This window comes from Candidatus Enterococcus ikei (genome assembly GCF_017316105.1).
Taxonomy (GTDB): domain Bacteria; phylum Bacillota; class Bacilli; order Lactobacillales; family Enterococcaceae; genus Enterococcus_L; species Enterococcus_L ikei.
Map to the genome: position 1 here is coordinate 52,451 of NZ_JAFLWD010000001.1, position 15,642 is coordinate 68,092.

Annotated in this window: 10 protein-coding genes and 1 other annotated feature; of the genes, 5 read left to right on the plus strand and 5 right to left on the minus strand. The window is 36.5% G+C overall.

Features of this window, described 5'->3' with window-relative positions; translation table 11 throughout:
* Positions 1-214 precede the first annotated feature (214 nt).
* The 3 genes from abc-f to JZO69_RS00270 form a co-directional block, all read right to left on the minus strand.
* Positions 215-1,816 carry a ribosomal protection-like ABC-F family protein gene (gene abc-f, locus JZO69_RS00260; RefSeq protein WP_207110900.1) on the minus strand — a complete coding sequence of 534 codons (1,602 nt, stop codon included), beginning with the start codon at positions 1,814-1,816 and terminating at the stop codon, positions 215-217.
* A gap of 590 nt (positions 1,817-2,406) precedes the next feature.
* Positions 2,407-4,920 (minus strand): leucine--tRNA ligase, encoded by a 2,514-nt coding sequence (gene leuS / locus JZO69_RS00265; RefSeq protein WP_207110902.1) that lies wholly within the window; start codon positions 4,918-4,920, stop codon positions 2,407-2,409.
* 106 nt (positions 4,921-5,026) lie between these two features.
* Positions 5,027-5,310 (minus strand) — a binding site (T-box leader).
* A 52-nt stretch (positions 5,311-5,362) separates the two neighbouring features.
* Entirely contained in the window at positions 5,363-7,456 is a 2,094-nt protein-coding gene (locus tag JZO69_RS00270; RefSeq protein ID WP_207110903.1) for a muramidase family protein, read from the minus strand.
* A gap of 310 nt (positions 7,457-7,766) precedes the next feature.
* Between JZO69_RS00270 and JZO69_RS00275 the strand changes: the two genes are divergently transcribed.
* The 5 genes from JZO69_RS00275 to mnmM all read left to right on the plus strand — a co-directional run bounded on the left by JZO69_RS00275 (position 7,767) and on the right by mnmM (position 11,845).
* Positions 7,767-8,423, plus strand: coding sequence for a DUF1700 domain-containing protein (locus JZO69_RS00275; protein ID WP_207110904.1), 657 nt, complete (start codon positions 7,767-7,769; stop codon positions 8,421-8,423).
* Between the two features lies 1 nt (position 8,424).
* On the plus strand, positions 8,425-9,453 hold the full coding sequence (locus JZO69_RS00280) for a DUF4097 family beta strand repeat-containing protein (protein ID WP_207110906.1): 1,029 nt from the start codon (positions 8,425-8,427) through the stop codon (positions 9,451-9,453).
* A gap of 186 nt (positions 9,454-9,639) precedes the next feature.
* Positions 9,640-10,290 carry a phosphatase PAP2 family protein gene (locus JZO69_RS00285; RefSeq protein ID WP_207110908.1) on the plus strand — a complete coding sequence of 217 codons (651 nt, stop codon included), beginning with the start codon at positions 9,640-9,642 and terminating at the stop codon, positions 10,288-10,290.
* A 14-nt stretch (positions 10,291-10,304) separates the two neighbouring features.
* A complete protein-coding gene (mnmL, locus tag JZO69_RS00290) occupies positions 10,305-11,273 on the plus strand; it encodes a tRNA modification radical SAM protein MnmL/YtqA (RefSeq protein WP_207110909.1) in 969 nt (322 codons plus the stop codon).
* On the plus strand, positions 11,273-11,845 hold the full coding sequence (gene mnmM, locus JZO69_RS00295; protein WP_207110911.1) for a tRNA 5-(aminomethyl)-2-thiouridylate-methyltransferase MnmM: 573 nt from the start codon (positions 11,273-11,275) through the stop codon (positions 11,843-11,845). The genes mnmL and mnmM overlap by 1 nt, the downstream gene beginning before the upstream one ends.
* A 265-nt stretch (positions 11,846-12,110) precedes the next feature.
* On the opposite strand, the gene JZO69_RS00300 is transcribed toward mnmM, so the two are convergent.
* Both JZO69_RS00300 and JZO69_RS00305 read right to left on the minus strand, forming a co-directional pair.
* On the minus strand, positions 12,111-13,880 hold the full coding sequence (locus tag JZO69_RS00300) for an ABC transporter ATP-binding protein (RefSeq protein WP_207110913.1): 1,770 nt from the start codon (positions 13,878-13,880) through the stop codon (positions 12,111-12,113).
* Positions 13,873-15,582 (minus strand): ABC transporter ATP-binding protein, encoded by a 1,710-nt coding sequence (locus JZO69_RS00305; protein ID WP_242586430.1) that lies wholly within the window; start codon positions 15,580-15,582, stop codon positions 13,873-13,875. Before JZO69_RS00305 ends, JZO69_RS00300 begins: the two co-directional genes overlap by 8 nt.
* Between the last annotated feature and the right edge of the window lie 60 nt (positions 15,583-15,642).

Sequence of the window (15,642 nt, forward strand, 5' to 3'; positions counted from 1 at the left end):
GATCACCAATTCACAATTGTTAAGTTTTTTTAAAGATTCTAACATTATTTTTGATTTTTGATAATTTTTCTGTTTGTGTTGATGAAACTAAATTAAGTGAGTGGAACATAACTCTTTGAGTTACGCCCTACTCACTTGTAATCTGAATAAACGGCGGGAGCAGATGAAACTACTAAACTTTCGTTCCAACCTCTTGCCTTTTTTTAAATTTTATTTATTTTGAAGTGAGGATCTCTAAGTAAGTTCCTACTTCCTTCCTGATTGTCTGTTGGTCAACGATTAAAAATGTATCAAACATTTTTTGTAAAAAGAAACGGTCATGTGAAACAACAAGCAGTGTTCCGTTGAACTCTTCCAGTATTTCTTCAATCTCTTCTCTCGTTTCGATATCTAAATGATTGGTCGGTTCGTCAAGCACTAAAAAATTGACCTTATTGTGCATTAGTTTTGCTAATTCTAAACGAATTTTTTCACCACCACTTAAGAATCGAACTTGCTTCATGACATCATCACTGTAAAAGGAATACTTTGCTAAAACTCGTCGACTTTCTTGTTCAGCAAGACTGCACGCTTGATTGAATTCTTGTAAAATCGTCAGATTGGGATTTTCATACTGAATAACTTGAGGTAAGTAGCCGATATGAAGATTCGTCCCACGCTTGATCTCGCCATTATCTAGCTCCTCTAATTCTAAAGCCAATTTTAACAATGTACTTTTCCCTGCGCCATTTTCTCCTATAATCGCAGAATGATCTTTCCAAAATAGAGAAAACGCCGCTTTATCAAATAGTTTTCGTCCAGCATAACTTTTACTGACTTCTTTAAATTTAAGTACTTCTTTACCTGATCGGTCTGTTTCTTTAAATTTTTTACCTATTTTAGCTGTGTCTTCTTTAGGCTTAGGAACTTTTTGGATTTTTTCTAATCGTTTTTCAAGTTCCTTCGCTTTTTTGAAAAATTTTTCGTTATCGCCTTCGTGTCCCCATTGCCTAAAGCGACGGATAGCTAATTTTATTTTTTTGATCTCTTTTTGCTGCTCAGAAAAATCTTTTCTCAATTTTTCAAGATACTCTTCTTTTTGTTTTTTATACGCAGAATAATTTCCTTTGTATTCCAGTAAACGTCCATCTTCTAATTCTATGATTTTTTCTACCGTATGATCTAAAAATAACCGATCATGAGAAACAATCAAATACGCCATTTTCTCATGAGTTAAATACCCTTCCAACCAAGTGATTCTTTTCGCATCCAGATGATTAGTCGGCTCATCCAGTAATACAAGATCATTTTTTTGCAGTAAAATTCTTGCCAATGCAACGATCGTCTGTTCACCACCACTTAATTCTGAAAGTTTTTTTGGCAATAAATGAGCGATCATTAAACCATTCGTGATCATTTCCAATTGATTTTCCATTTCATAGCCGCCAGCCTGCTGGAATTCCTCTTGTTTTTGACCGTAGCGAGTTAAGATTTTTTCTAGGTCACATTCTTGTACTGCCATTTGTTCTTCTAAATAGGTTAATTGTTTTTGAATGTCATTCAATAATGTAAAGGTTTCTAATAAATAAGTCTTTACATTCTGCTCACTTGCTTCTGGTATTTGTGCTAGATAGCCGATCCGACTACTTTTTTTACAGCTGATCGTTCCTGAATCAATGCTTTCCGCTCCTGTAATAATTTTTAAAATCGTTGATTTACCTGATCCATTTGTGCCGATCAAGCCAATTTTTTCGCCTGCGTTTATTTGTAGATTTAATTCTTCAAAAAGTGGCACTGTCCCGTAATTTTTGGTGATTTTTTGTAATTGTACTAACATTTTCTTCCTCTTTCTGCCATTCAGACAGATGAACATAAATGATGATTATCTTTTTTAGACTAGTAAAGCTATTTTTAGCGTACACAAAAAAGCTGAACAACATTCTCTGTTCAACCTTCATTATCTACTATTAACTACAAATTCCTCACTGTTCGATCGTTGACAGTTTTGGCTTGATCCAACTGTGATCATCTTGTTATTTTATGACTGATCATTTTTAAGTAAATAAGTCTGAATGGTCTGTTTTATTCAATTGATTATCCCTTTTTGGACACACTTGTCCCTTGAGATAAAAAATTGGAAATAATAACATGACAAAAAGCTAGGTACGCTATTATATATGAAATACTTGCTGTTATTTTTGGCATGTTGACCATTGTACTTATTCACCACCTTCGTCATTTCTTAGTTGTATTGTAGCATGATGTTTTAAATTGTGCAAAGTGGGTTTTATGCTTTTCTGATGCTTTGGGTGAAGTTTGGCTGGATGATTCTTTAAATGAAATAGTAACTGAAATAGGGACAGGAACATTCAAACTTCTTATTTTTTGAAGTTAAATGCCTCTGTCCCTGACTCATTACTAAATTATTTAATTTGCTACAATATTCACCAATTTATCTGGAACAACAATAACTTTTCGCACTGTTTTTCCTTCAATAAATGATTGGATTTCTTCTGTTGCTAAAGCTTTCTCTTCTAATTCTTCTTTACTTAAGCCTCGAGCGATATTTAATTTTGCACGAACTTTTCCATTCACTTGGAAAACAACTTCGACCTCATCTTCGATTAATGCCGCTTCATCATATGTTGGCCAAGGCGCATTCGTCAAACTGTCTTCATTTCCTAGGATTGACCATAGCTCTTCACCGATATGCGGCGCAATTGGTGCTAGTAATTGAACGAATCCTTCAATGTACTCATACGGCAAAACATCAACTTTATTGGCTTCATTCACAAAGACCATCAACTGAGAAATCGCTGTGTTAAAGTGTAGGTTTTCCATATCCTCTGTCGCTTTTTTCACTGTTTGATTATAGACTTTAGTTAAGCGGCCATCATTTACAGTTGTGATGCGATCACGCATTTTATTATTTTCATCTACGATCAAACGCCATACACGATCTAAGAACTTACGACTTCCTTCAAGACCATTTTCACTCCAAGCAATTGATGCATCAAGAGGACCCATGAACATTTCATACATTCTTAGTGTATCTGCGCCGTATTTTTCAACAACATCATCAGGATTTACAACGTTTTTCAATGATTTACTCATTTTAGCTGGTGCTTCTTCTAACGCTTCACCCGTTTCGATATTTACCCAGATTCCGTCGCGCTTTTCTACCATATTCGTAGGAACTAATACACCGCGGCTATCACGGAAACTTTGGCCTAGGATCATTCCTTGATTATATAGTTTTTGGTAAGGTTCTTTTGTTGGTACAACACCAATATCATACAAGAATTTGTGCCAGAAACGAGCGTATAATAGGTGAAGAACAGCATGTTCTGCTCCACCAATATAGATATCTACAGGCAACCAACGTTCTAATTTTTCATAGTTGGCAAGTTCATTTTTATTGTGTGGATCGATATAGCGTAAATGATACCATGAACTACCTGCCCATTGCGGCATTGTATTGGTTTCACGTTTACCTTTTTTACCTGTTTCAGGATCGACTACATTGATCCATTCAGTAATATTGGCAAGCGGTGATTCTCCAGTCCCACTTGGTTTGATATCATCAGTTTTTGGTAATCTCAATGGTAATTCAGATTCCGGAACGGTCGTTGTTGTACCGTCTTCCCAATGGATCACGGGAATTGGTTCACCCCAATAGCGTTGACGAGAAAATAGCCAATCACGTAATCGATAAGTGACTTCTTTTTTACCACAGCCATTTTCTTCTAGCCACTGGTACATTTTTTCATTTGCTTCATCTTTTTTTAAGCCGTCTAAGAAGCCAGAATTGATATGAAGACCATCTCCAGTGAAAACTTCTTTCGTGATATCTCCACCTTCAATGACTTGAATCATTTCGATGCCGAATTTATCAGCAAATGCGTAATCTCTTTCATCATGAGCAGGAACAGCCATGACAGCGCCTGTTCCATAGCTTCCTAGAACGTAATCTGCAATCCAGATTGGGATTTCTTTGCCGTTCACTGGATTGATCGCATAGGCTCCCGTAAAGGCCCCAGTTTTTGTTTTAGATAAATCTGTACGATCTAAATCAGATTTTTTACTTACCTCTTCTTGATAAGCAGTGACTGCTGCTTTTTGCTCAGGAGTTGTAATCTCATCAACTATTTTCAACTCAGGTGCAACGACTAAATAACTAGCACCAAATAACGTATCTGCACGCGTTGTGAAAACAGTGATTGTATCATTGCTTCCTTTGATTTTGAAATCGACATTGGCTCCTTCAGAACGTCCGATCCAATTACGTTGCATATCCTTGATACTTTCTGGCCAATCAACTAAATCTAAATCATCTAATAAACGATCTGCATACGCTGTAATTTTCAGCATCCATTGACGCATAGGTTTTCTAACAACATCATACCCGCCACGTTCGCTTTTGCCATCGATCACTTCTTCATTTGAAATAACCGTTCCAAGTTCTGGTACCCAGTTAACTGCCACTTCTGCTTCATAAGCTAAACCATGTTCATATAGTTTTGTAAAAATCCATTGCGTCCATTTGTAATATTCTGGATCCGTTGTATTGATTTCACGATTCCAATCATAACTGAAACCTAAAGAATTGATTTGACGTTTGAAGGTTTCAATATTTTTTTTCGTAAATTCTGCTGGATCATTTCCCGTATCTAGTGCATATTGTTCTGCTGGCAAACCAAATGCATCCCATCCCATCGGATGTAGCACGCTGTATCCTTGACTTCTTTTCATACGAGATAAAATGTCCGTTGCTGTATATCCTTCTGGATGACCAACATGTAGCCCTTGACCAGATGGATAGGGAAACATATCTAATGCGTAGAATTTCTTTTTGCTAGGATCATCTTGGGTAGTAAAGCTATTATGCTTAGCCCAATATTTTTGCCATTTTTTCTCAATCTTTTTGTGCTCATAACTCACGTGTATTCTCCTCCTATTTTGACTAACTTTCATTCTGCTGGTTGATTGTACCTAGAATTGCAGATCATTAGTTTTGCAATAAAAAACGTCCTACAGGAAATAGTTCCTATAGGACGTGTGACATGCAACGTGGTACCACCTAAATTTACTTGTAATGATACAAGCCTTAATGTTGTAACGGTCGTCACCGATCTTACCTACTAAAGTGAGGATAAATACAGTCCAAAGTTCTGTTATTCATCATAACCTGAACAAATCTCAAGCGTTTCATTCAAGTACTATTCAGTAAAATAACTCAAAGGCGAGTTCGAAAGCTTCTGTGCGTATTTTCACCAACCATACGCTCTCTAAAACATGGTTCTTTCTACTATTCCTTTTCACTGTTTATCTATCAGGTGTGTGTTTCCATACTACCAAACTTCTCTGGTGATTTCAATCGTTTTTATTTAACTTTCAGTTTTTGTCCAATGTAAATTGTATCACCGGATAAACCATTCAGTTGTTTGATTTTTTGAACGCTCGTTCCATATTTTTGAGCAAGATCCCACAAGGTATCTCCACCTTTTACAGTATGTGTGCTACCTGTTTGACTACCACCTTGATTATTAGAAGTATTGCTGCTACCTGCTGAGCTGCCTTTTTTAACAATCAAACGTTGACCTGGATAGATAATATCGCCACTCAAGTTGTTCCATTGACGTAGGTTGGCAACACTTACGCCGTTTGCATTAGCGATTGCCCATAAGGAATCTCCTGATTTTACTGTGTATTGCGAGTTAGTTGTTCCTGTGTTACTTGATCCACCAGTATTTCCTGTAGATCCGCCTCCGGTATTTCCACTACCTGTGCTGCCTTGGCCTTTTTTAACGATCAAACGTTGACCTGGATAAATAATATCTCCACTTAGGTTGTTCCATTGACGTAAATTAGCAATACTTATGCCGTTTGCATTAGCGATTGCCCACAAGGAATCTCCTGATTTTACTGTATAATATGAGTTAGTTGTACCTGTATTGCTTGATCCACCAGTATTCCCTGTAGATCCGCCTCCAGTATTTCCACCGCCAGTGCTGCCTTGATCTTTTTTAACGATCAGGCGTTGACCTGGATGGATAATATCGCCACTTAAATTGTTCCACTGACGTAAATTCGCAATGCTTACGCCGTTTGCATTAGCGATTGCCCATAAAGAATCTCCTGATTTTACTGTATAATACGTATTGTTTGTTCCTGTATTTCCTGATCCACCAGTATTTCCTGTAGATCCGCCTCCGGTATTTCCACCTGTGTTACCTCCAGTGTTACCAGAACCTTTACCAACAACTAATTTTTGACCTACATAAATCACATCGCTAGAAAGGCTATTCCAGCTTTTGATATTGGCGATTGATGTTCCATATCGAGCAGCTAAAGCCCACAGACTGTCGCCAGCTTTTACCGTATGAATCACATCTTGGGTACTGGTTCCACCACCTGTATTGCCGCCAGTATTACCACCTGTGTTGCCGCCTCCAGTATTGCTACCTCCAGTGTCACCGCCTGTATTACCGCCTGTATTACCGCCTCCAGAAGATGGAGTATCATATTGTGTTAAATTATACGTTGTAATAATATTATTTAGCTTCGTATTATAACTTGGATCTGTTGCATAGCGTCCAGTCAACCAAGCTGTTGCATCTCTGTATGAACTTGTATTACTTTTCCATGCGCCAGAATAGTAATAAACTCCAGCTTGGAAAGATGTATTTTTTAAAACGTAGGCATTATCACTAAATGACTCTGAAAAAGAAGGATATTTTCTAAAAGCAGCGTTTACTTGAACCCACTGACCATTAATAACTTCCCACGTCTTCATCGTAACAGACTGTCCTTGATAACTTCCTTTAATCCCAAATAAATTATGGTTTGGAGCTGCTGATAGAGTACTTTTTCCCCAGTCGCTTTCAAGGATTGCTTGTGCCATCATTACGGAAGCGTACAAATCATTTGCAGCCGCAACAGATTGGGCATGTCCTGAAATTTCAGCGATAAAAGCGCTCGGGCTAACACTTCTAGATTGCGCAGAAAATGCTGAACGCATTGAAAGATCAGGTACAGTTACTTCTTCCGTTTCTTTATCAGTTGTGGAAGAATCAGTTGCTTCAGTCGAGTCTTCAGTAGATTCAATTGTCTCAGTGCTTTGTGTTGTTTCTGATGTATTTAATTCTGATGAGTCTTTAGTTTCAGACAGTTCTTCACTTGAAGACATATCAGGTGCTGTTGTCTGAGTCTCTTGTGTCATCGAATCGTTTGAATCAGTCGTCGCTTGCGTTTGAACGGCTTCTGTATGTGTATTTGTATCTGAGTAACTTACTTGAGCACTTGACGTTTGATCTTCTGTTGCTTCAGCTGTTTTAGGTGCGGCAATCGGTGCGGCAATAGATGACACAACAATAGCAGAGCTAAGGACAGTTGTCCCTTTTTTAAACTGTTCGTGAGCAAGCTTATTCTGCTCCGCTTTCCTCCGCTCTTTTCTTGATGTTTTGTACTTCTCCATAGTATATCCTCCAAATTTTCTTAAAAAAGTATTCCTTAATTTATAGTATACCCTTTTTTCAAAGAAAATAGAAATATTTTTTAATTTTTCCTTCTGGAAAATATAAATAAAAATGTAATTTATTTCATTCCCTTTTGTTTATTTTCTGTCTATAGCTCCTCCTAAGATTTGCATCAATATGACTAGGTCTCAAGACTGACACCCCTCTTTACTTTAGGCTGATTTTTTACTTAAGTACTTGTTATTCCCTCAAAAAATAATTATAGTTGAGAAGAAGTAATACGATTGTAAAATGAAATGAGGGGAAAAGATGAATAAAGAGCACTTTTTAATTGAATTAAAAATTTACCTGAAGCCTTTAACACCCCAACAGCAAGCATTCGTCTTGAATAAATATGAAACAATTTTTGATGAACGTTCGGCTGCTGGAGAAACAGAAGAAGAGATTGCGAAAAGTTTAGGTAAACCAAGAAGTATCGCTGAAGAAATTTTACAAGAATTTGATATCGCAATTCCTGAAAAAAAGCTTGAACGAGATGGCTGGCAAGAAATCCAGCCTAATGTGACTAATGACTACTATTATGAAGAAGCGCCTGAACATCCTTATGACGATACTTATCAGACATACGAACGTCCTCGTCATAGTGGTTTCACTAGATTCTGTCAAGTAGCTGGAGTTCTTTCGCTTAATTTTCTTTTAATGATTTGGTTTATATTTGCTTTTATTATGATATTTTTCGCTTGTTGGCTCGTCGCGGTGGTCTTTTTATTTTCACCTATACTAGGCGGAATCTCCGTGGTTGCTGGCTTTAATGATGCAACAATGTTCCAAATGTTCTTAAGTATTTTTCTTTGTGGTGCAGGAGTCATTGGAATTTTGATTTTGACTCCGTTAACTAAGTTTTTTGGAAAAGTCCTAAGACGTTATTTACAATGGAATATCCAAGTTTTAAGAGGAGAGATTTAGTATGAAAAAGACAACTGCTTTTTTTCTAACCATCGGAGTGTTAGCCATGATAATCGGCGGAATAGGCAGTGCCGTTTATTTCAGACGCGCTGAAGATTCTATGACAGACACAAAAAAACAAAGTTATGAGATAAAAAATAAACAAAGTACAAAAGAAATTCACCTAGATCTTTCAGGAGATGCAGATTTTTACATCTTAACTGAAAGCTCTAATCAAGTAGTGATGAATACTAGAAGTTCCGCTCCTGTTTCACTTAACAGCTCATTAGAGGTTAAAGAAAAAAATGATCAAATGACTATTTCTGCTACTAGCGAAAAGAAAAAGATAGCACTTGAAGGGGTAAAAATTGGTATTTTCGATAGAGGATCAGCAGTGACTTTGACGATTCCTGATAGTACAGAACGTTTAGTCATCGACGGAAAGAGCGAAGGGTCTATCAATTTTTCAAATGTTACAACGAAAGATTTTTCTATTACAATGAATAATGCAGATATCACCATTAACAATATCAATGCAGAAAAGTTAGCTGCTGAAACCAACAATGGCTATTTAAACGTTAATTCTGATGTCAAAACCGATAAATCGACATTTAAAACCACCAACGGCGACATACAAGTAAGTGATTTTGGCGCTTCAAATTGGTCTGCTGTTAGTACATCTGGCGATATTACTTTAAATAACACCAAAGGAATTGCTAAAATTGAAGCTACAAATGGTGATATTCAAGCAACTAATCTTAAAGGTGAAGCTGAGGTTAAAAGTATCAATGGCGACTTTTCACTGTATGGAACAGAAATTCCTAAAAAACTGACTGTTGAATCTCAACGAGGTGATATACAACTTCATACAGAAGAGATTTTGTATGATATTGCGATCAAAACAAAAACTAAGTTGGGTGATAGCACAATTTTTGGTAAAGAACGTACTTCCTATAAACGAGGAAAAGGATCAAAAATAATTGATCTGCAAACAAAATCTGGTGACATTTCAATTGAAGGTCCTTCTGATTTTGAAGATGATGAAGAGTAATGATCTTTGATTTAAAAAGGATTAAACCGAAGCGTTTATTTCTTTTCACTATCATTTATTTGGATTGTAAACCCCTGATAAAACTGAGTTTTAGTTTTGTTAGGGGCTTTTCTTTTTTTATTCTCAGATGTGTTCTTGATTATTTGATGTTATAATAAACTTTATCTATATAGGAAAGGATTTCTCATGAAAAATAAATTATACTACCAATTTGCGGGCAGTTGTTTTTTAGTTGTCTTTATGTTTTTAGGCTATGTGGTGCGTTTTTATCCAACATGGTTGAATGGATTCGATCAAACAATTACAAACCTTGTTCGAGCCCCTTATCCTCATGCTAATCAATTTTTTATTTGGTATACAAAGTTTGCTGATCCATTAACGGTGGGGATTCTCTGTGTGACGATCGCCTTCATATTATTTAGAGGAAAATATTATGCCGAAACACTTTGGCTTTTGATCAATACAGGATTGATTGCCGGTGTTGCAAATCCTTTGATCAAGTTGTTATTCATGCGTCCTCGTCCAACATTGGATCATTTAGTATCAGAGCATAGTTACAGTTTCCCTAGTGGGCATTCTACTGGCAGCGTGTTATTGTATGGTACGATTATTTTATTGTTACCACAATTTATTAAACAAAAAAAACTATGCTTATTTTTACAAATCTTATTAGGTCTAGGTATCTTTTTGATTGGAGTCAGCCGAATTTATGCTGGTGTTCACTTCCCTAGTGACGTTTTAGGTGGTTTTTGTTTTGGTTTAGCTTGGCTACTTATGACTTATCCAATTTACTTAGAAAAACGTTTTGTTTGGCGCTTTAAAAATAAACAACAATAGAAAGAAGAAGAACTATGTCTGAATTTGCATATACAGAAGATCCTAATAAACGCTATCATTCATGGAATTATGCGTTACGTCAGCAATTTGGCGGAAAAATTTTTAAGGTTCCGTTGGATGGCGGATTTGATTGTCCTAACCGTGACGGTACTGTGGCTAAAGGCGGCTGTACATTTTGTAGCGTTTCGGGATCTGGTGATATGATCGTTGCACCTAAAGATCCGTTACCGATTCAATTTCAAAAAGAAATTCACATGATGCATAAGAAATGGCCTCAAGTCGACCAATACATCGTTTATTTTCAAAATTTCACTAATACACATGCTCCTGTAGAAGTCATTCGTCATCGTTTTGAACAAGTTCTAAATGAAGAAGGCGTCGTTGGTATTTCGATTGGAACACGTCCAGATTGTCTGCCAGATGATGTGGTGGAGTATTTAGCTGAGTTGAATCAACGTTATTATTTATGGGTAGAATTAGGCTTACAGACGACTTATGAACATACGAGTACTACGATCAACAGAGCACATGATTATCAAACTTACTTAGATGGTGTAGCGAAATTACGTAAGCATGCTATTCGAGTTTGTACGCACCTAATCAATGGTTTACCAGGTGAAAGCTTAGTGATGATGAAAGAAAATGTTCGCCGAACGATTCTTGATTCTGATATCCAAGGAATTAAATTACACCTGCTACATCTGATGACCAATACACGAATGTTGCGAGATTATCATGAAGGTCGTTTGCAATTGATGACACGAAAAGACTATGTTGACGTTATTTGCGATCAGTTGGAAATGATTCCTCCAGAAATCGTTATCCACCGTTTAACAGGAGATGCACCCACCGATACTTTAGTTGGCCCGATGTGGAGCTTGAAGAAATGGGAAGTTTTAAATGCTATCGATGATGAAATGAAACGTCGTGATAGTGTTCAAGGAAAATATAATGTACGAGTAGAAAAGGAGTTGCTTATTTAATGTTGCAGACAGCACTTCATTTTAGTCACACGCTTTTGCAAGAGGTGATTCAAGAAGGCGATACGGTTGTTGATGCTACTATGGGTAACGGAAACGATACAGCTTTTCTAGCACAACTTGTAGGTTCAACCGGATTAGTTTATGCCTTTGATGTACAAGAACAAGCATTGATAAACACTGAAAAGAAACTCACTGAATCAGACTTAATCAATCAGGCTCGTTTAAATCATAAAGGACATGAAACGATCGATACAACCCTTCCAGAAAAAACGCAACTATCCGCAGCTGTTTTTAATCTAGGTTACCTTCCTAAAAGTGATAAGCAAATCATCACAAAACCATATACAACTAAAAAAGCCCTTGATGCTTTACTTCCTCGCTTAGCACCTAAAGGTCGTATTATTGTAGTGGTTTATTATGGTCACCTTGGCGGAGAAGCAGAATTAGCTCTTATACAAAATTATTGCCAAGAGCTACCGCAAGAAAACTATAGCGTATTAACTTATCAATTTATCAATCAGAAGAATAACCCGCCGATTTTGTTTTGTATTGAGAAAAAAGCAAAGTCGTAAATTTTAGAATTTCTTTGGGTTTATCTACGAATAATAAAAGAGAATAGCAGATAAAATCAATGTTGGCTGATTTTATCTGCTATTTTTAGTGAATCTATTGATGCTTATCTGTTCCAACCAACTTTGAAGCTCCTGCTCTGATTTCTTCTGGACTCTCTCCGTAGTTTCTCTAAGTACAAAGTGAACCAGATAAATGGTAGTAACAGAAGCAACTTATTATTAATTGGAGTTAACCACTTCTGAGCCCTGCTCTTTTTGCTCTATTTTATTCGAACACAAATTGATTATGATAAAGTTCTGCATAAAAACCATCTTGTTTCAACAATTCATGGTGACTACCTTCTTCGATCACTTCACCATTTCTTAAAACAACGATACGATCTGCATTCAAAATTGTTTTCAATCGATGGGCAATCACGAAACTGGTTCTGCCTTTGATTGCTTCATCCATAGCTTTTTGAATTTTCGCTTCTGTTACGGTATCAACATTACTTGTCGCTTCATCTAAAATCAGCAACGATGGATTGGTAATAATCGTACGCGCGATGCTGATCAATTGCTTTTGTCCAGTACTGAAAATGTTGTTTTCTTCAGTTATTTCAGTATCATAGCCCTTTTCTTGCTCCATGATAAACTCATGGATGTTTGCTTGTTTAGCGGCTTCTATAATTTCTCCTTCAGTAGCTTCTGGTTTTCCAAATGCTATATTCGCTCGAATCGTTCCAGCAAATAGGACGGAATCTTGTAGAACAATCCCAACATGCGTTCGCAAACTACTTAATTCAATTTCGCGAATATCCGTTCCATCAAACCGAACAGAACCACTAGTTACATCATAAAAACGATTCAACAAATTCATAATCGTAGTCTTACCAGATCCTGTTGGCCCAACTAAAGCTACCATCTCGCCTTTTTTAACGTCGATGGAGACATCTTTTAGAATAGGAACTTCTGGATCATATCCAAAGTCAACATGATTCAATGCAACAGATTCGTTGATGCCATTGATTTCTTTTCCATCTTTAGGATTGATTTCATCCGGTTCATCAAACATCTCATTTAATCGTCTAGCACCTGTGATCGCTAATTGGATCATGCTGTATCCAGAAGAAATTTGCATCAACGGTTGATAATATTGTTGTGAATATTGAACGAATGTTACAACTAACCCTAAAGCTACAGTCTTTTCTAAATCTCCGTTCAATGCTAACCAACCACCAAAGAAAATCACGATAGCAGTATTTACTAAAGACATTCCTTGCATCATTGGAAATAACAAACCTGAATAGACTTGTCCTTTAAATGTAGCTTTGCGTACTGTTTCATTGTGTTCCAAAAAGCCATCAATCGTTTCCTCTTGCAAGCCATTTGTGATGATCACGCGTTGGCCGCTGATTTTTTCATCCATATAACCATTCAATTTACCAACTTCATCTTGTTGGATATCAACATATTTACGTGCTTTGCTGATTACAACGACTGCAATCAAAATAGCTACTGGTGTAGAAGCGATCGTTGCCCAGGCCAACTGAACATTTTGACGGAACATCATGATCAAGATTCCCACAAACAAAGCAATGTTGGTCAATACTTGCAATAATGCTTGATTCAAACTATTTTGAATATTATCTAAATCACTAGTAAAACGACTTAAAATTTCACCATCTTGATGCGAATCAAAGAAACGAATCGTCAACTTTTCTAATTTATTGAACAAGCCTATCCGCATTCGATTCGTTGATTTTCCTACAACTTGTGTAAACAAGATGCTGTAAATAAAATTTGCTGCACTTGTCAGTACATAAAAAATCAATAACTTCCAGATAATATCAATGAATTTACTCTTATCATCTGTTCCTTGCATCAATGCTCCCACGTAATTTGCAAGCTCTTGAATGGCTTCTCCGATAAATTGTGGTGCTTTTACTTGTAAATAAGTGGCAATGATAATTGTTACAAAAATGAAGAAGAAGGAAAGTTTATAACGTTTTAAATAATGATAAAAGAATTTACTTGCTCTGATTAAATCAGTCATTATCTTCATCCTTTCCTTTTTGTGTTTCATAGATTTCTTGATAAACTGGATTGGTTTTTACTAGTTCTTCGTGAGAGCCTTCGCCAACCAATTGTCCTTTATCTAAAACTAAAATACGGTCTGCATGAACGACAGAAGAAATCTTTTGTGCAATCACAATCGTTGTCGTTTCTTTCAAATCCTTATCCAACGCTTCTCTGACTAAACGTTCAGAACGTGCATCTAAAGCACTTGTACTGTCATCTAAAATCAATATCTTCGGATCACCAATGACACCACGTGAAATAGATAAACGTTGTTTTTGACCACCAGAAAAATTATTACTTCGTTCAGCAACTGGTGCTTCATATTGTAATGATAATTTTTCGATAAATTCTTTTGCTTGTGCAATTTCAGTTGCACGGCTCATATCTGCATCGCTAGCGTCTTTTTTCCCTTGTCGTAAATTTTGTGAAATCGTACCAGAGAAAAGAATCGCTTTTTGTAACACAAAAGATACAGCTTTACGCAAACTGTGTTCATTGACATCACGTAAATCAACACCGCCAACTGAAACAGTTCCTTCAGATGGATCAAACAATCGAGGAATCAATTGGGCTAATGTTGATTTCCCTGCGCCAGTAGCCCCAACGATACCAATCATTTCTCCTGGTTTGATAGAAAATGAAACATCCTTCAATGTATCCACATCATCCCCTGGATAACGGAAGCTAACATGGTCAAAAACTACCTGACCATCCAAATTCTGTTCTGGAACATCTTTGTAAGTAAGTGCTGGAACTGTATCCATCACTTCTTTGATCCGCTTGATAGAAACAGCTGCTCGAGAAGTCATCATCATCATCATCCCACCAATAATGATCGCCATCATGATTTGCATCAAATAACTCATAAATGAAGCTACTCCACCAATCACAGTTGGGTCGTCTTTCACTAAATTGCTGACAAGAAAAATTGATCCAACGATCGCTAAATTTGCTGCCAACATAAATGATGGAATCATCACTGAAAACAATGTACCAACAATCAAATTGTGTTTCGTTAATTCGTCACTGACTTTAGTGAAACGGTTTAATTCATTTTTCTCTTGAACAAAAGATTTAACTACTCGAATTCCTAAAAGATTTTCTTTAGCTAAGCCGTTTACTTTATCAATCAACGTTTGAATAATCATAAAATGCTTGCCCATTTGTGAAAATGATAGTGCTGTGATAATAAATACTGCTACAACTAGTAAAACGATCACCCACCATAATTGCGGCAAGGTCATCATTGCTAAAATGAAGCTCCCAATAAAAAGAATCGGGATTCTAAACAGAGACTGCAATGCAATCATGATCACATTTTGAATTTGAGTCACATCATTTGTTAAACGAACAACTAAATTCCCAGCTGAAAATTCTTCAATATTTCCAAATGAAAAAGTCTGGATCTTACGAAAAGTCGCTTCACGAATATCTGCACTCACACCTTGTGCAACTTTTGCAGAATAAATCGTATTAAATACACCTGCAATCAATCCTAATCCAGCTATCCCGATCAAATATAAACCAAGTTCTTTCATTTGACTCTTATCATCTTTAATAATTGCTTCTAATACTTTTTGTAATAGTTTTGGCTGCCATAAAGCCGACATGACCATAACGATAACGGTGAACAATGCTATAGTAACTTCCAACTTGTACTTTTTGACATGTTCCATAATAATACTCACTTGATCCCAACTTTCTTTGTAAAACTCGCCTAATCTGATTCATTGTGC